The following is a 17,558-nucleotide window of genomic DNA, read 5'->3' as shown; positions in this document are numbered from 1 at the left end:
GCGGTCTAGGCCGTCTGCGCCACAGTGCGCCGGTGGGTGGGGGATCGAGTGGTACGACGCCCCGAATATCGGGTATGTCGCTATTAATCCCTATCTCGTCCCCCTTTCGTCCCCGACGAACCGGACTGGGGTCGCAGCTGGCCCGGGAAGTGATCGGCGTGATCGACACAGACGGTGAGTGCGCCGAGTGGGCCTTCCCCGCGGAGCCCGGTGCCGTCCGCACCGCCCGCCACGCCGTGCGCGGCACCCTGCACGCCTGGGGCCTGGAATCCGTCGGCGACGTGACCGTCCTGCTGGTCAGCGAGCTCGTCACCAACTCCCTGCGGTACGCCTCCGGCCCCATCGGCGTCCGCCTGGAACGGCGCAATCCGGCCGCCGACAGCGCCTCGGCCGGGCCCGCCCTCCTCGTGGAGGTTTCCGATCCGCTTCCGGATCCGCCCCGTGAACGGGTCGCGGACCACGACGACGAGGGGGGCCGTGGCCTGCACCTCGTCGCCGTCTCCTCACAGCGCTGGGGAACCCGCCACGGGAAGTCGGGCAAGACTGTGTGGTTCGAGTTGGCTCTTCCTGGTGAGTAACAAGGTGAACGGTGGTGTGTGACCTTCCGGAAACACTTCCCGGCGGCAGTCGGGGCAGGGGTCCGGAGGAGAACGCACGACATGGCTCGAAATCATCGAGACCGTGCTGTGATCGTGAACGCCGTGCCGTCCGGGGCCGTGGTGCTGAATACTTCGGTCATGGCCGGTCCGGTTGCGGTGAGCTGGAGGGGACGGTCGCGTGAGCGAAATACCTGCGCAGGCACATCAGACCGACGTGCCGCGAGAGACATGGCACGACGCCCTGTGGCACAGCAGTCCGCCTGGCTCGATATATGACTACATAAAGGTTGCTTCCTTCTCGATCGGACCCGACGGGTTCATCGACCAATGGAGTCTGCGCGCCGAGGAACTGTTCGGGCTGACGGCCTCCCAGGCCGTGGGACGCGACCCCGTCGACGCCTTCATGCCGCCCGAGCTGCGTCCCGACGCGCACCGCAAGGTCGCCGAGATCCTCGACGGCAAGGAATGGACGGGCCTGATCCCCTTCCGGATCCCGGGCGGGAACGGCGCGCACGGCGTGGCCGAGATCTATGTGATGCCCACTCAGACCGCGACCGCCGAGCGAGCCGCGCTGTGTGTCGTCGTGGACGTACGCGCCCTGCGGCGGATCGAATCCGATCTGGCGGCCTCACAGGCGATATTCGGCCAATCCCCCTTCGGCTTCCTGCTCTTCGGTACCGACCTCACCGTCCAGCGGGCCAACCGCCGGTTCGCCACCGTCTTCGGGGGCGCCGCCGAGGAGCACCGCGGCCGGACCGTGCACGACTACCTGCCCGCGCACGAGGCCGACCGGATGGCCGATGCCCTGCGCCGGGTACTCGACACCGGAGAGTCGGTGACCGATCTGCGGATCACCGGCGCCACCCCCGGCAGCCGGGAGAACCGCCACTGGTCCATCAACCTCTACCGCGTCCACGGCGGGAGCGGCCGCCCCATCGGCGTGGCCGGCATCGGCACCGACGTCACCCGCCGCCACCTCGCCGCCCGTGAGGCCGCCGGGGTCCGGCGCAACCTCGCCCTGCTCAACGAGGCCGGGCACCGCATCGGCAACTCCCTCGACCTGGAGACCACCGCCCGCGAACTCCTCGACGTCACCGTCCCCGGCTTCTGCGACCTGGCCGCCGTCGACCTCTACCAGGGCCTGCTGCTCGGCGACGACGACCGGCCCGCCCGACCACAGGGCCCGGGCGTGCCCAGCCTGCCCGGCCAGGGCCCGGCGCGGACTCCCTCGGCCGCCCTGCGCCGGGTGGCCTTCGCCTCCGCCGTCTCCGACGCCCCGCTGTCCGGTCCGGGCGCGCTGGTCTCCGTCGGCGACATCCACCGCTACCCGGCCGCGTCCCCGGGCGCCCTGGCCCTGCGTACGGCACGGCCGCGGCTGATCGAGGGCGGCGGACCGGAGGACCTCGTCCAGTCCACGCTGGTCGTGCCGATGGTCGCCCACGACACGGTGGTCGGGCTCGCGCAGTTCTCCCGCACCAAGGGCAGCGAACCCTTCGGCGAACGCGACCGGGCGGTGGCCGTGGAACTGGCCGCACGCGCCGCCGTGTGCATAGACAACGCACGCCTGTACCGGCGCGAACACGAGCGGGCGCTGATCCTCCAGCGCAGCCTGCTGCCCCCCGGCGACCCGGAGGCGGCCGGCCTGGACATCGCCTGCCGGTACCTGCCGGGCAACGCCGCCACCGAGGTCGGCGGCGACTGGTTCGACGTCATCGAGCTGCCCGGGCACCGTACGGCGCTCGTCGTCGGCGACGTCATGGGCCGCGGACTGCGGGCCGCCGTCGCCATGGGCGAACTGCGGACCGCCGTACGGACCCTCGCGCTGCTCGACCTCGAACCGGCGGAGGTACTGACCGCACTCGACGAGATCGCCCGCGGGCTCGGCGCCCCCGGCGGCTCCCAGCAGGCCTCCCGGGCGGCCCTGCACTCGCGGGACGCGGACCGCTCCGAGGTCTACCTCGCCACCTGCGTGTACGCCGTCTACGACCCGGTCACGCGGCGCTGCACGATCGCCAACGCGGGCCACATGCCGCCCGTCCTGGTCGAACCCCCGGACGAGGCCGGCGTACCGCGGCCCGCACTGCTCCTGGAGGTACCGCCCGGGATGCCGCTGGGCGTCGGCGGCGAACCCTTCGAGGAGGTCGAGGTCGACCTGCCGGAGGGCGCCCTGCTGGCCCTCTACACGGACGGGCTCGTCGAGTCCCGCGACCATCCCCTGGAGGAGGGCCTGCGGGGGCTGCGCGAGGCCCTCGCGGATCCGGTCCGCCCACTGGAGGACGTCTGCGACCACGTGCTGAACACCCTCGACACCCGGCACGGCGAGGACGACATCGCCCTGCTCATGGCACGGGTCCAGGGCCTGCCGGTGGACGCGGTCGGCGACTGGCAACTGCCGCGCGAGGCCCGCTCGGTGGGCCGCGCCCGGGAACTGGCCCGGGCCAAGCTCCCGGCCTGGGGCCTGGAGGGCCTGCTCGACACGACCGAACTGCTGGTCAGCGAACTGGTCACCAACGCCCTGCGGTACGGCGAGGGCGAGATCCGGCTGCGGCTGCTGCTGGACCGCACGCTGGTCTGCGAGGTCTGGGACGCGAACCTGGTCCAGCCCCGCCGCCGGCGGGCCCGGGACACGGACGAGGGCGGCCGCGGCCTCCAGCTCGTCGGCCTGCTCTCGGCGGGCTGGGGCACCCGGCGCACCCACCGCGGCAAGACCGTGTGGTTCGAACTGCCGCTGCCCGGCGCGGCGGCCGAGGCCGTCGCCGAACTGTCGGCGGAGCAGCTGCTGAGCATGTACGGCTGAGCGGGACCGCGGGTGACGGCCTGCCCCGGACCCGCCCGCCCCGGACCTTCCTGCCCCGGACCCGACGGGTCCGGGGCAGGAAGGTCCGGCCGTCAGGCCGCGCGCCCCTGCTTGAGGGCGGCCAGCCGGGCGTCGACCTCCGAGACCCTGTCGAGGTCGTCCAGGGCCTCGAACTGGGCGTCCAGGGAGGAGGCCGCCAGTTCCTGCTTGCCCAGCGCCATCGCCTCCTCGCGCCGGACCTTCTCCTCGAAGCGGTTCAGGTCGCTGGTCGGGTCCAGGACGTCGATGTTCTTCACCGCGTCCATCATCGTGTTCTGCGCCTGCGCCGTCTTCGCCCGGGCCACCAGCTCGTCGCGCTTCGACTGGAGCTCCGTCAGCTTGTCCCGCATCGAGCCCAGGCCCGACTTGAGCTTCTCCACGACCGACGTCTGGGCGGCGATCGTCGGCTCCGCCACCGCGGCCTCCTTCTCCGACCGGATCTGCCGGCCCAGCGCCACCTTCGCGAGGTTGTCGAACCTGTCGGCGTCCCCCGCCGACCCCGCCGCCCGCAGCTCGTCGGCCTTCCTGCTCGCCGCGAGGGCCTTGCCGCCCCACTCGGCGGCCGCCTCCACGTCCTCCTTGTGGTCCGCCTCCAGCATCCGCAGGTTGCCGATCGTCGTCGCGACGGCCTGCTCCGCCTCCGAGATGTTGTTCGTGTAGTCGCGGATCAGCTGGTCCAGCATCTTCTGCGGGTCCTCCGCCTGGTCCAGCAGGGCGTTGATGTTGGCCTTGGCGAGCTGGGTGACGCGGCCGAGGATCGTCTGCTTGCTCATGGTGGGTCTCTCCTGGTCGGGTCCGATGGGGTGTGCACGTTCAGAAGCGGCCGCCGCCGCCCATGCGGCCACGGGTTCCGCCGCCGCCGAAGGAGCCGGGGCCGCTCCCGCCGCCCCCACCGCCCCCGAAGCCCCCGCCCCCGCCGCCCCCGAAGCCGCCGCCGAAGCCCCCGCCGCCCCGGCCGCCCCGCAGGATCTCGCCGAGGATGATCCCGCCGAGCACCGCGCCGCCCGTACCGCCGCCGGCCCGCCGGCCCCCGTACGGGTCCTGGTACGCGCGGACGTCCTGCTCCGCCAGTTCCTGCGCCTGCCGCGCCAGCATGTCCGCCCGCTGGGCCTCCGCCAGCGCCCCCGCCGGATCGGCCTGCGCCACCGACTCCGCCCGCTCCAGGTGCCGGCCCGCCTCCGCCAGCCGGGTGCGGGCCTGGCTGCCCACCGCACCCCGGGTGGTGGTGATGTAGTCCGTGGCCGCGCCGATCGCACTGCGCGCCGCGAGCACGGCCTGGTCGAGCAGGGCCACCGCCCGCTGCCGCCCCGACTCCCGCTCCCGCGCCCCGGCCAGCGCCTCGTCGAGGGCCGCGTCGGCCTCCTCGACCCGGCGCAGCGCATCGATCGGGTCGTACCGGCCGGCCGCCTCCTCCCGCCGTACGTCGGCGAGTACGGCCTCCGCCCGGCCGATCCGCCCGCGCAGGTCGGCCGTGGAGGTGCCCTCGGCAGTGCCGGTGAGCAGCCCGCGGGCGTCGGCGAGGTCGGTGTCCGTCTCGGTCAGCGCGCCCGGCAGTTTCCCGGCCGCCTCCGCCAGCTCCTGCGCCCGCCGCTCGACCGCGTCCACCAGGGTCGCCGCCTGGTCGACCGCACCCTCGGCGGCCCGTACGTGCACGGCCGCCGTGCCGTTCTCTCCGGCGTCGAGTGCGGCGCGGGCCCGGCCCAGGTTGGTCGTCGCGAACAGCAGCCGGTCCTCGGCCTGTTCGGCGTTGGACACGACGGGTGCGGACGCGGAGTCCGCGTACCGCCCCGCCAGGGCGGTCAGGGTGGCCCGGGCGGTGGCGGTGCGCCCGGTCAGGTCGCCGACGTGCGCCTCCACGGTGGCGAGGGCCTGCGGAGCGTTCTTCTCCAGGTCCCGCAGCCGGTCGAAGTCCGCCGACTCGGCGTCGAGCCGCCGGTTGGCCTCCGTGCAGCGGGCCACGATCTCGTCGAGCATCCGGCGCCGGGTCGCGTCGTCCTCCGGGTAGGCGTCGTCGAGCTGCTGGCGCAGCCGGAAGGCGTGCGTCAGCTCGTCCTTGGCGTACTCCACCGCCGCGACGAAGGGGCGGGTCGCCTCCTCGCCGAACTGGGCGATGGCGAAACCGAGTTCCTCCGTACTGGTGCGGACCGCGTCATCGGTGTCCACCAGCAGGGCCTTGGCCCCGGCGTCCAGCTCCGGCAGCGGGAGCCGGTCCGGCGCTCCCTCCGGCCAGCCCGGCCCGGTGGTCGTACCGCGCCCGCCCCCGGCCGCGACCTTCCGCTTGCGGCGGGTGTACGTGTACGCGGCGAGCGCCCCGGCCGCGCCGACGGCGACCACCGGGAGCACGAAGTCACCCGCCCCGCTCTCGCCGCCCGCCTTGCCGCCGGGATCCGCCGGACCGGGGGTGATGGTGGGTACGGGTACGGGCTGCCCGCCGAGCACGGCGTTGTAGCCGTTGGCCGCACCGATGGCGGCGCCCGCCCAGTCGTTCTGCTTCAGGGCGGGCTCGATCGCGGTCCGTGCCACGGTGGCGAGCTGCTGCTCGGTGAAACCGGAGTCGACATCGGCCGAATAGGCGTACTGACGGGCCCCGGTCGCCACGGCCAGCAGGACGTCGTTCTGGCCGAGGCCGTTGCGCTGCGCGGTGGCGTCCGCCCAGCTCTGGGCGGAGCGCCCGGAGAAGTCCCGTACGTAGGCGACGAAGAGCTGGATCCTCCGGTCGGCGTACAGCTTGTCGAGCGCGGCGGTGACGGCGCCCTGCCGGTCCCCGAGCGCCCCGACACGGTCGGTGATCTGCCCCTGCTGCGACAGGGTGACGGGATCCTCGGCCCGTGCGGCCGGCGCCCCGGCGGTGGCCGCGCCGCCGAGCACCAGCAGCGCGCCGGCGAGGACGGTCGCAGGCGCGAGCGCGGCCCGTACGGATAGGGCGGCGGCGGTGCGTCCCTGCGTCCTGCTCCTCGGCGGCGTCACATTTGGGAGGGTATTTTGACCTTTATCCCCCCGCATCCGGAGCCATCACCCGCGACCGGCCCGCTGCCGGGCCCGGGCCCTCCCGAGGGGGCCCGGGTCCCGGTCGTCAGTCCCGCCGGCGGCCGATCTTGTTGCCCAGCCAGACCAGCGGGTCGTACTTGCGGTCCACCGCCCGCTCCTTCAGCGGGATCAGCGCGTTGTCGGTGATCCTGATGCCCTCGGGGCAGACCTCCGTGCAGCACTTGGTGATGTTGCAGTAGCCCAGCCCGTGCTCCTCCTGCGCGCTGCGCTTGCGGTCCAGGCCCGCCTCCGCCGCCGCGTCCAGCGGGTGCATGTCCAGCTCCGCCACCCGCATCAGGAAGCGCGGACCGGCGAAGGCCCCCTTGTTCTCCTCGTGGTCACGCACCACATGACAGGTGTCCTGGCACAGGAAGCACTCGATGCACTTGCGGAACTCCTGCGAGCGCTCCACATCGACCTGCTGCATCCGGTACGCGCCCGGTGCCACCCCCTCCGGAGGCACGAAGGCCGGGACCTCCCGCGCCTTCGTGTAGTTGAAGGACACGTCCGTCACCAGGTCCCGGACGACCGGGAAGGCGCGCAGCGGGGTGACCGTGATCGTCTCGGACCGCTCGAAGGTGGACATGCGCGTCATGCACATCAGCCGCGGCCGCCCGTTGACCTCCGCACTGCACGAGCCGCACTTGCCCGCCTTGCAGTTCCAGCGGACGGCCAGGTCCGAGGCCTGGGTGGCCTGGAGCCGGTGCACGATGTCCAGGACCACCTCCCCGTCGTGCACCTCGACCGTGAAGTCCCGCAGTTCCCCGCCCTCCGCGTCGCCCCGCCAGATCCGGAAGCTCGCGTCGTACGAACTCATTCGTAAAGCTCCTCTTCGGCGAGGTACTTGACCAGCTCTTCCTTCTCGAAGAGCGCGAGCAGGTCCGGACGGATGGGATCGGTGCGGGTGCGGACCAGCGAGATCCGGTCGGCCGCCGGATCCGCCGGGGGCGGGTCGACCGGCCGGCACAGCAGGTTCACCGGGCGCCAGGAGCGCTCCATCGACGGGCAGTCCTCGCGGGTGTGCCCGCCCCGGCTCTCGGTGCGCTCCAGGGCCGCGCGGGCCACGCACTCGCTGACCAGCAGCATGTTCCGCAGGTCCAGGGCCAGGTGCCAGCCGGGGTTGAACTGCCGGTGCCCCTCGACACCGGCCCGGGAGGCCCGTACGCGCAGGCCCGCCAGCTTCTCCAGGGCCTCGGCCATCTCGCCCTCGCGCCGGATGATGCCGACGAGGTCGTTCATGGTCGTCTGGAGTTCCTGGTGGAGCGTGTACGGGTTCTCCGCGCCCTCCACCGCGTGGAAGGGGGCCAGCGCCTCCGTCGCCGCCGCGTCGATCTCCGACCCGTCCACCGTCGGGCGTCCGGCGGAGGCGGCGTACTGTGCCGCGTGCAGGCCGGCCCGGCGGCCGAAGACCAGCAGGTCGGAGAGGGAGTTGCCGCCCAGCCGGTTCGAGCCGTGCATGCCGCCCGCGACCTCGCCGGCCGCGAAGAGCCCCGGGACCCCGACGGTGGCGGCGGACTCCGAGTCGACCGCGATGCCGCCCATCACGTAGTGGCAGGTCGGGCCCACCTCCATCGGCTCGGCCGTGATGTCCACGTCCGCCAGCTCCTTGAACTGGTGGTACATGGAGGGCAGCCGCCGCTTGATCCTCTCGGCCGGCATCCGCGTGGACACGTCGAGGAAGACACCGCCGTGCGGGGAGCCGCGGCCCGCCTTCACCTCGGAGTTGATCGCCCGCGCCACCTCGTCGCGCGGCAGCAGCTCGGGCGGGCGCCGGTTGTGGTCCGGATCCTCGTACCAGCGGTCGCCCTCCGCCTCCGACTCGGCGTACTTCTCCTTGAAGACGTCGGGGACGTAGTCGAACATGAACCGCTTGCCCTCGGAATTGCGCAGCACCCCGCCGTCACCGCGCACGGACTCGGTGACGAGGATCCCCTTGACCGACGGGGGCCAGACCATGCCGGTCGGGTGGAACTGCACGAACTCCATGTTCAGCAGGGGTGCGCCCGCGAGCAGGGCCAGCGCGTGGCCGTCGCCCGTGTACTCCCAGGAGTTGGAGGTCGTCTTGAAGGACTTGCCGATCCCGCCCGTGGCCAGCACCACCGCCGGGGCCTCCAGGACGAAGAAGCGGCCGGACTCGCGCTCGTAGCAGAAGGCCCCCGAGACCGCCTGCCCGTCCTTCAGGACCCGCGTGACCGTGCACTCCTGGAAGACCTTGAGCCGGGCCCCGTGGTCCCCGAACTCCTTGAAGTCCTCCTGCTGGAGCTGGACGATCTTCTGCTGGAGGGTGCGGATCAACTCCAGGCCGGTGCGGTCGCCGACGTGCGCGAGGCGCGGGTACTCGTGCCCGCCGAAATTGCGCTGGGATATCTTCCCGTCGGGCGTCCGGTCGAAGAGCGCGCCCCAGGTCTCCAGCTCCCAGACCCGGTCCGGCGCCTCCTTCGCGTGGAGTTCTGCCATCCGCCACTGGTTGAGGAACTTGCCCCCGCGCATGGTGTCGCGGAAGTGCACCTGCCAGTTGTCGCCCTCGTTGACGTTGCCCATGGAGGCGGCGATCCCGCCCTCCGCCATCACCGTATGGGCCTTGCCGAACAGGGACTTGCAGATCACGGCCGTACGGGCACCCCGCTCGCGGGCCTCGATCGCGGCGCGCAGCCCGGCACCGCCGGCGCCGACCACGACCACGTCCCACTGCTGCCGTTCCACTTGAGCCATGTCAGAAGAACCTCGGATCGGTGAAGGCGCCGCTCGCCAGCAGGTACACGTAGAAGTCGCACAGGGCCACGCTGATCAGGGAGGCCCACGCCAGCTGCATGTGGCGGGTGTTGAGCCGGCCGATCCAGCCCCAGAGCCGGTAGCGCACCGGGTGCTTGGAGAAGTGCTTGAGGCGGCCGCCCATGATGTGGCGGCAGGAGTGGCAGGACAGGGTGTAGGCCCAGATCAGCGTGATGTTGACCAGGAACAGCAGGGTGCCCAGTCCCATGTGGCCCCAGGCGTACTGCTCGTCGCGGAAGGTCAGCACGGTGTCGTAGGTGAGGATGCCCGCGACCGGGATCGCCGCGTAGAAGAAGTACCGGTGCGCGTTCTGGAGGATCAGCGGGAAGCGGGTCTCACCCGTGTACCTCGTGTGCGGTTCGGCGACGGCGCAGGCGGGCGGTGAGGCCCAGAAGCCCCGGTAGTAGGCCTTGCGGTAGTAGTAGCAGGTCAGCCGGAAGCCGAGCGGGAAGATCAGGATCAGCAGGGCGGGGGAGAGGCCCCACCAGCTGCCGAACACCTCCCAGTTGGGTCCGCCCTTCATCGGGACGCAGTTCTCCGCCAGACACGGGGAGTAGAAGGGGGAGACGTACGGGGCCGCGTAGTAGTCGGCGTTCGCGAAGGCCCTCCAGGTCGAGTAGACGATGAAGGCGAGCAGCCCGGCCGCGGTGCCGGCGGGGGCCAGCCACCACCGGTCGGTCCGCAGGTGCCGGGCCGCGATCGCGGCCCGTGAGGCGTCGTGGACGCCGCCGGGCCGCTGCTGGGGTCGTTCCGTGCCTGTGGCCAAAGAAGACTCCGGGAGGAGTGATGAGGGGTGCACCGGCCGGCCCGGCCGAGGACGGCCGGGCCGGTCGGGGCGTGGGTGGATGCGCGTCCGGGACGGGCGGGCTCAGGGGGCGCGGCGGTCGCGGGCGCCCAGGCCCTCGTCGTCGGAGTCCGTCCACAGGGAGCTGTCGTACGGGGTGTCCGGGACCGTCACCATGCGGGACGGGTCCGGACCGGCCGCCGTCGTCGACGGCTTCTGCCGTGCGGCCTGCTGCTCCAGCCGCTCGACCTTGCGCGTCAGCTCGTCCAGGTTGCGCCGGACGGCACTCAGATCGTCTTGCAGGGACATGATTTGCCCTCACTTCCGCCAGGGTGCGGTGGCAACGCTCATGTGCGCCTGCGAGTGTCGCGCTTCCTGTCCCCGGTTGTGAAGGGACGTGCAGCGATTGCGGGCGCGCAGGCGTGAATCGTGCGCCCCTCCCCGCCCCCCATTCTCATCCCTCTCCCGGGGGAACGCCCGCTGCCGCGCAACCGGGATTGGTCCGCACGGGTGGGGTTCGCGGCGTGGCGAGAGGCGGGTGCGAGGGGTGCGGCGGACCGTCTATTTCAGTGGGTTCCGGCAACCGGTGTGATCAGCTCCATATACCGCCGAACGTGATCATGCTTCCCCCACGCCCCGCCCCGGAGGTACCACCCATGTCCCAGAGAAGGCGCAGGTCATTGGCGCTCCTGACCTCGGGAGTCCTCGCACTGCCGCTGCTCACGGGCTGCGGCGCGGGTGATGACGAGGGCGGTCCGGCCGCCGCAGGGCAGGACATCGCCACGACCACCCGCGACAAGGTCGCGGACGGGGGTGTGCTCCGCTGGGCGGTGGACACGCTCCCCGACACCCTCAACACCTTCCAGGCCGATGCGGACGCCACCACCAACCGCATCGCGGGCGCGGTGCTCCCGCAGCTGTTCGTGCTGGACGCGAAGGGGCGGCCGGTGGCCAATCCGGACTACCTGGAGAAGGCCGAGGTCATCGAGCGGGAGCCGAAGCAGGTCGTCCTGTACAAGCTCAACCAGCAGGCGGTGTGGAGCGACGGCCGCGAGATCGGCGCCGCCGACTTCGTCGCGCAGTGGCGGGCCCTGAACGGCAAGGACTCGGCGTACTGGACGGCGCGCAACGCCGGCTACGACCGGATCGAGAAGATCGAGAAGGGCAAGACCGACCTGGAGGTCAGGGTCACCTTCAACAAGCCGTACGCCGACTGGCGCTCGCTCTTCACCCCGCTCTACCCCAAGCAGGTCACCGGAACCCCCGACGCCTTCAACGAGGGCGCCCGCGGCACGCTGAAGATCACCGCCGGTCCCTTCGCCCTCGGCGCGATCGACAAGAAGACCGGCACCGCCGCCCTGACCCGCAACGCACGCTGGTGGGGCCGTGCGGCCAAGCTGGACACCCTGGTCCTGACCGCGGTTCCGCGGGCCGAGCGCCCTGCGGCACTGGCCGCCGGGAAGCTCGACCTGGCGGAGATCGACCGCGCCGGGGCCGACCGCATCGCACTGGCCCACCGGGACGCCGCCGCCAAGAAGGGCCCGGGCGCGGGCGGCGCACCGGCCCACGGCCCGGGGGCCGCGCTGACCCCGGCGCAGGCCACGCTGTCCTGGGCCGTCGCCTTCGGGGCGGACGAGGACAAGGCCGCGGCGGAGACGGAGAGCCGCCAGAAGCACCTCGCCTCGGTGGAGCGGTACGCCGACGAGCAGAAGGCCCTGCGGGCCTTCGCCGTGCGCAAGTCCCTGGAGCCGGCCTACACGCAGCTCGCGATGAACGGCTCCACCGGCCCGCTGGCGGACGAGCGGGTGCGGCGGGCGGTGGCCCGCGCCCTGGACCGCCGGGCGCTGGCGGAGGTCGTGCTCAAGCCGCTCGGCCTGCCGGCGAAGCCGGTCGGCAGCCACCTGGCCCTGGCCGGGCAGCGGGCGTACGCCGACAACAGCGACGCGCTCGGCGGCCAGGACACCCAGGCGGCCCAGGCCCTGCTCGCGGACGCGGGCTGGCGCAAGGGCGGCAAGATCACTGAGCCGGCGGGTGCCAAGGCCGGCCCGGAGAGCGCGCCGCAGGACGATTCGAAGACCCCGTCCGGCCCGGGGACCGGCAACGACGGGCTCTACATCGTGGGCCAGGACGACGGGAGCAACGGCGATCCGCGGTCGGCGACCGGGACCCGCCCGAAGGCCGGCGCCGCCCCGGCCGCCGCCCAGGACGGGCCGTCCCCGGTGCTCGCCCCGGCCCCCTTCGGGGTCCAGCAGCAGGCGTCCCTGCTCGCCCAGGCCGCCCGGGCCGCGGCGGCCCGGCCCGAGGTGCTCGACGACGGCAAGGGAGCTCCGGCCCGCGACGACGCGGCCGACCCCGACAAGGCCTCCCCGGCTCCGGCCCCGGCCAAGCAGCCCGTCCGGACCTCCGGCAACATGCTCGCCAAGGACGGGAAGGCGCTCAGCCTGCGCTTCGTCCTCCCGGCGGGTCCCGGTTCGGAGTCGCTGCGCGCGGTCGGCGAGCGGATCTCCACGATGCTCCGGAAGATCGGCGTGAACACAGAAACGGTCAAGGTGGCCGACGACAGCTTCTTCAAGGACCACGTGGCCTCGGGCCAGTACGACCTGGCCCTGTACTCGTGGCCCGCGACGGCCTACCCGGCCACCGACGCCCGGCCCATCTTCGCCAAGCCGGAGCCGGCCGCGGACGGTTCCCTGCTCGTCGAACAGAACTACACCCGGGTCGGCACCGACCACATCGACCAGCTCTTCGACCAGGCCGTCGGCGAGCTGGACGAGGAGAAGTCCCGTGAGCTGATGCGCAAGGCGGACGCGCGGATCTGGGCCGCCGCCGGCTCCATCCCCCTCTACCAGCGGCCCGAGCTGGTGGCGGTCAAGCCCGGCCTGGTCAACGCGGGCGCCTTCGGCCTCGGCGCCCCCCGCTACCAGGACATCGGCTGGAAGAAGCCGCCCACCGCGAAGGACAAGAAGAAGTAGCGCGGGAGAAGAAGTGGTGACAAAGCGGTGCCTGTCAGGTTGACCGACGGAGCACAAGCTCAGATGTGACTCAAGTCCCTTGCCCGCCGGATCCCCGGCGGGCAAGGTCGTGACATACCCATTGACCACGCCCGTTGACCCGCATGAATACCGGTAGAACAGCCGCCGAGGCACCCCACGCAGCACTCGGCGGCGCTCATTCGTCCGGCCTCTTGACAGCCCCCCGGCAGGCGGTTCCCGCCACGCGACGTACGATGGGGTAAGGCCGTGGCAGGTTTTCGCCCGGCCGAGGCGCGCGTGCCAGGCCGTACGCGACGCCATCCACGATCCCGGGAGAAGCGCCGAAGTGCCCACGCGCCACGACATCCGTAACGTCGCCATCGTCGCCCACGTCGACCATGGCAAGACGACCATCGTCGATGCCATGCTCAAGCAGGCCGGTGCCTTCGCCGCCCACCAGCACCTCGACGACCGCATGATGGACTCGAACGACCTGGAGCGTGAGAAGGGCATCACGATCCTCGCCAAGAACACGGCGGTGAAGTATCACCCCAAGGACGGCGGGGCCCCGATCACGATCAACATCATCGACACGCCCGGCCACGCCGACTTCGGTGGTGAGGTCGAGCGCGGTCTGTCGATGGTGGACGCCGTCGTTCTGCTGGTGGACGCCTCGGAGGGTCCGCTGCCCCAGACCCGCTTCGTCCTGCGCAAGGCCCTGCAGGCGAAGATGCCGGTCATCCTCTGCATCAACAAGACCGACCGCCCGGACTCCCGGATCGACGCCGTCGTCAACGAGACGTACGACCTCTTCCTGGACCTGGACGCGGACGAGGACCAGATCGAATTCCCGATCGTCTACGCCTGCGGCCGTGACGGCGTGGCCTCGCTGACCAAGCCCGAGGACGGCACCGTCCCCGCGGACAGCGACAGCCTGGAGCCGTTCTTCTCCACCATCCTGGAGCACGTCCCCCGCGCCGGTGTACGACGAGGAGGCCCCCCCTCCAGGCCCACGTCACCAACCTGGACGCCGACAACTTCCTCGGCCGTATCGCGCTGCTCCGCGTCGAGCAGGGCGAGCTGCGCAAGGGCCAGACCGTCACCTGGATCAAGCGTGACGGCACCCAGTCGAACGTCCGCATCACCGAGCTGATGATGACCGAGGCGCTCACCCGCAAGCCGGCCGAGGTGGCGGGCCCGGGTGACATCTGCGCGGTCGCCGGTATCCCCGACATCATGATCGGTGAGACCCTGGCCGACCCGGAGAACCCGATCGCGCTCCCGCTGATCTCGGTCGACGAGCCGGCGATCTCCATGACCATCGGTACGAACACCTCCCCGATGGTCGGCCGCGGCGGCAGCGGCAAGGGCGCGGACGCCAAGTCCGCGGTCAAGGACCGCAAGGTCACCGCCCGCCAGGTCAAGGACCGTCTGGACCGCGAGCTGATCGGTAACGTCTCCCTGCGCGTCCTGGAGACCGAGCGTCCCGACGCCTGGGAGGTCCAGGGCCGTGGTGAGCTCGCGCTCGCCATCCTGGTCGAGCAGATGCGCCGCGAGGGCTTCGAGCTGACCATCGGCAAGCCGCAGGTGGTCACGCAGGAGATCGACGGCAAGGTCCACGAGCCGGTCGAGCGCATGACGATCGACGTGCCCGAGGAGCACATGGGCGCCGTCACGCAGCTCATGGGCGTCCGCAAGGGCCGCATGGACAACATGTCGAACCACGGCTCCGGCTGGGTCCGCATGGAGTTCGTCGTCCCGTCCCGCGGCCTGATCGGCTTCCGCACCGAGTTCCTCACGGGCACGCGCGGTACCGGTATCGCCCACTCGATCCACGAGGGCCACGAGCCGTGGTTCGGCCAGCTGGTGACCCGTAACAACGGCTCCCTGGTCGCCGACCGCGCCGGCTCCGTGACGCCGTTCGCGATGATCAACCTCCAGGAGCGCGGCGTCCTGTTCACCGAGCCCGGCACCGAGGTGTACGAGGGCATGATCGTCGGCGAGAACTCGCGCTCCGACGACATGGACGTGAACATCACCAAGGAGAAGAAGCTCACCAACATGCGTGCGGCTTCCGCGGACAACACGGAGAACGTGGTGCCCCCGCGCAAGCTCTCCCTGGAGCAGTCCCTCGAGTTCTGCCGCGACGACGAGTGCGTCGAGGTGACCCCGGAGGCCGTCCGCATCCGCAAGGTCGTCCTGGACCAGAAGGACCGCTCGCGCACCGCGTCGCGCGCCAAGTCCGGCAAGTAGCAGGAGCCGTACGGCCGTTCGCCCGAGTTTGCTCGGGCGGCCGGCCGCGGTGGCCGCAGTCGGCCGCAGTGCCTTGGTAACGCAGCAGCCCCTCCCTTCACGGACTCCGTGAGGGGAGGGGCTGTTCGCTTCTGTCAAGCGGATTTTTGCGTTCAGGTGTCCGCATACCGACCGTGACACTCCGGATGATGAGCTAACCGTCCGTTTCGCACGTGTCTGTCTCCTATCCGTTTGTCCGGATTTCGGGTTTCTGACGCGGATCGATGTTGTGAAAACGAGACCACTTAAGTGTGGTTTACGGCCTGGCAGTCCCTGAGGATGGCTCCATTGAGCTCGGGTCAATGGGTCACGCGATGTGGGGATCGCGCCGACTCACGAGCACACTATGGGCACAGAAATGCTCGCCGTCAGGGGTGTCGGCGAGGTTTTTTTGCCCCTCAAGTCGATCAGTGGACTCATGAGGAGGAAACCCATGCGCGGTGCCAAGAGCGCCAAGTGGGTCGTGGGCGCGGTTGTCGTCGCCCTGGCCGCTACCGCCTGTGGCGGCGGTGACGGTGACAGCAAGGACAAGGGCAGCGCTGCCAACGGTGGCGTGTTCAGGCTCGGTAGCACCGAGCCGGACACGATCGACCCGGGGCGCGCCCACGAGTCCACCGGCATCCTGCTGGCCAACGCCCTGTTCACCGGCCTGTACGGCAACACGCCGGACGGCCTGGCCGAGCCCGCGCTCGCCGAGTCGGCGACGTCGGACGAGGGTTGCACCTCCTGGACCTTCAAGGTCAAGCCCGACACCAAGTTCTCCAACGGCGAGGCCGTCGACGCCGAGGCGTTCGCCCGTGGTTGGGCCCGTGCCGCGCACAAGGCCGCCGCGTCCGACGTGGCGTACCACTTCGCCGGCATCAAGGGTTACGCCGAGCTGCAGGACGGCTCCGCCAAGACCTTCTCCGGCGTCACCACGCCGGACCCGACCACCATCAAGGTCGACCTGTCGAAGGCGGACTGCGAGTTCGTCCTGAAGACGGCGCACGCTGCCTACAGCCCGGTCCCGAAGGTCGCCAAGGTCGGCGAAGAGGACAAGGCGTTCGGCGAGGCCCCCATCGGTAACGGTCCGTTCAAGATGGACGGCACCTGGGAGCACAACAAGGCGATCAACCTGATCCGCAACGACGGGTACGGTCTCCAGAAGGCCTCCCTCGAGAAGGTCCAGGTCACGCTCCTCAACGACAAGACCGCGCAGCAGCTCGAGTACGACGGCTTCCAGGCCGGCACCTTCGACTACGCGCACATCCCGACGCCGATGCTGAAGACGGCCGAGGCGAAGTACAAGCCGCAGAACAAGTGGTTCGCCAAGGACACCAACGGCATGAACTTCGTTCTGCCGATCGGTGACAACGGTCCGACCAACAACAAGGACGCCCGTCTGGCGATCTCCTACGCGATCGACCGTCAGGCCATCGCCAAGGGTGTCTTCCAGGGCTACCAGACCCCGTCGACGACCATCGTGCCGCCGGCGTTCCCGAAGGCGTACCAGAAGGACCTGTGCGTCTCCTGCGTCAAGCAGGACGTCGCCAAGGCCAAGGAGCACGCCGAGAAGGGCGGCCTGAAGCCGGGTACCGAGATCAAGTTCAGCTTCAACACCGGTGCGGGCCACGAAGAGTGGGTCCAGGCCATCGCGAAGCAGCTCGAAGAGGTCCTGGGCGTCAAGGTCAAGCTCGACGGCAAGGACTTCCCCGGCATGCTCAAGGAGCAGCAGGGTTCCGGCGCGACCGGCATCTACCGCTTCGCGTGGGGCGCGGACTACCCGACCCCGGAGAACTTCCTGTTCCCGCTGCTGCACTCCTCCTCGATGTCGAAGGACGCCGAGGGCAACGTGACCGGTGACAACCGCGTCCGTTACAACAACCCGGAGTTCGACAAGCTGATCGACACGGCTCGTGCCACCAAGGACGAGGCCGCGCGTACGGCGATGTACAAGCAGGCCGAGAAGATGGCCATGGAGGACATGGCCCTCATCCCGACCTTCAACCGTTCCCAGTTCCGCCTGATGGCGACCGACAAGTTCAACGGTCTGGACGACATCAACTTCAACGAGGACCCGATCCTCGAGAAGATCTCGCTCAAGAAGTAATCGGTTCGGACGGTATATCCGTCAGGAGCGAACGTGCCGCGGCCCCCGGGTGACCGGTGGGCCGCGGCCCCGCTCGGCAGGCCGTTATTACTTCGGCACCCCTCACATCCGCGGGCAACCCCCGCAGGCCGAGAGCCGGCCCGTTTCCTTGGGCCGGAGGCCGCTGCTCCCAGAAGCGGCCAGGTAG

General features: G+C 71.0%; 10 protein-coding genes and 1 pseudogene. 5 read left to right on the top strand and 6 right to left on the bottom strand.

The window, feature by feature from the left end; translation table 11 throughout:
* Positions 1-149 precede the first annotated feature (149 nt).
* Positions 150-578, top strand: coding sequence for an ATP-binding protein (locus B6R96_RS13075; protein ID WP_081522529.1), 429 nt, complete (start codon positions 150-152; stop codon positions 576-578).
* Between the two features lie 208 nt (positions 579-786).
* Positions 787-3,396, top strand: a complete 2,610-nt coding sequence (locus B6R96_RS13070) for a SpoIIE family protein phosphatase (protein ID WP_384684838.1) — start codon at positions 787-789, stop codon at positions 3,394-3,396.
* Between the two features lie 92 nt (positions 3,397-3,488).
* Here B6R96_RS13070 and B6R96_RS13065 read toward each other — a convergent pair whose 3' ends face one another.
* From B6R96_RS13065 to B6R96_RS13040, 6 genes are all read right to left on the bottom strand, one after another.
* On the bottom strand, positions 3,489-4,208 hold the full coding sequence (locus tag B6R96_RS13065; RefSeq protein WP_053168816.1) for a PspA/IM30 family protein: 720 nt from the start codon (positions 4,206-4,208) through the stop codon (positions 3,489-3,491).
* A gap of 40 nt (positions 4,209-4,248) precedes the next feature.
* On the bottom strand, positions 4,249-6,438 hold the full coding sequence (locus B6R96_RS13060) for a TPM domain-containing protein (protein WP_081522528.1): 2,190 nt from the start codon (positions 6,436-6,438) through the stop codon (positions 4,249-4,251).
* Between the two features lie 70 nt (positions 6,439-6,508).
* Entirely contained in the window at positions 6,509-7,279 is a 771-nt protein-coding gene (locus B6R96_RS13055) for a succinate dehydrogenase/fumarate reductase iron-sulfur subunit (protein WP_030385848.1), read from the bottom strand.
* Entirely contained in the window at positions 7,276-9,174 is a 1,899-nt protein-coding gene (locus B6R96_RS13050; protein WP_081522527.1) for a fumarate reductase/succinate dehydrogenase flavoprotein subunit, read from the bottom strand. Before B6R96_RS13050 ends, B6R96_RS13055 begins: the two co-directional genes overlap by 4 nt.
* Position 9,175: 1 nt before the next feature.
* Positions 9,176-10,000, bottom strand: coding sequence for a hypothetical protein (locus tag B6R96_RS13045; RefSeq protein ID WP_053167964.1), 825 nt, complete (start codon positions 9,998-10,000; stop codon positions 9,176-9,178).
* Between the two features lie 102 nt (positions 10,001-10,102).
* Positions 10,103-10,327, bottom strand: a complete 225-nt coding sequence (locus B6R96_RS13040) for a hypothetical protein (protein ID WP_030385851.1) — start codon at positions 10,325-10,327, stop codon at positions 10,103-10,105.
* Between the two features lie 347 nt (positions 10,328-10,674).
* Here B6R96_RS13040 and B6R96_RS13035 point away from each other — a divergent pair, with 347 nt between their 5' ends.
* The 3 genes and pseudogenes from B6R96_RS13035 to B6R96_RS13025 all read left to right on the top strand — a co-directional run bounded on the left by B6R96_RS13035 (position 10,675) and on the right by B6R96_RS13025 (position 17,371).
* The gene (locus B6R96_RS13035; protein WP_030385852.1) at positions 10,675-12,990 is read left to right on the top strand and encodes an ABC transporter family substrate-binding protein; all 2,316 of its coding nucleotides are present in this window, start codon (positions 10,675-10,677) and stop codon (positions 12,988-12,990) included.
* 346 nt (positions 12,991-13,336) lie between these two features.
* Positions 13,337-15,243 (top strand): annotated as a pseudogene (gene typA, locus B6R96_RS13030) (translational GTPase TypA).
* A gap of 472 nt (positions 15,244-15,715) precedes the next feature.
* A complete protein-coding gene (locus tag B6R96_RS13025) occupies positions 15,716-17,371 on the top strand; it encodes a peptide ABC transporter substrate-binding protein (RefSeq protein WP_237291408.1) in 1,656 nt (551 codons plus the stop codon).
* The last annotated feature ends 187 nt before the right edge of the window (positions 17,372-17,558 follow it).

Source organism: Streptomyces sp. Sge12, assembly GCF_002080455.1.
Classification (GTDB): domain Bacteria; phylum Actinomycetota; class Actinomycetes; order Streptomycetales; family Streptomycetaceae; genus Streptomyces.
Note: the sequence above shows the minus strand (reverse complement) of the source record. Positions and strands in the feature narration are given on the sequence as shown.

What these genes read in the sequence shown, in the direction of transcription:
- B6R96_RS13065 (WP_053168816.1), bottom strand. Translation starts at nt 4,208, where the DNA reads ATGAGCAAGCAGACGATCCTCGGCCGCGTCACCCAGCTCGCCAAGGCC.
- B6R96_RS13060 (WP_081522528.1), bottom strand. Translation starts at nt 6,438, where the DNA reads ATGCGGGGGGATAAAGGTCAAAATACCCTCCCAAATGTGACGCCGCCG.
- B6R96_RS13055 (WP_030385848.1), bottom strand. Translation starts at nt 7,279, where the DNA reads ATGAGTTCGTACGACGCGAGCTTCCGGATCTGGCGGGGCGACGCGGAG.
- B6R96_RS13050 (WP_081522527.1), bottom strand. Translation starts at nt 9,174, where the DNA reads ATGGCTCAAGTGGAACGGCAGCAGTGGGACGTGGTCGTGGTCGGCGCC.
- B6R96_RS13040 (WP_030385851.1), bottom strand. Translation starts at nt 10,327, where the DNA reads ATGTCCCTGCAAGACGATCTGAGTGCCGTCCGGCGCAACCTGGACGAG.
- B6R96_RS13035 (WP_030385852.1), top strand. Translation starts at nt 10,675, where the DNA reads ATGTCCCAGAGAAGGCGCAGGTCATTGGCGCTCCTGACCTCGGGAGTC.
- B6R96_RS13025 (WP_237291408.1), top strand. Translation starts at nt 15,716, where the DNA reads ATGCGCGGTGCCAAGAGCGCCAAGTGGGTCGTGGGCGCGGTTGTCGTC.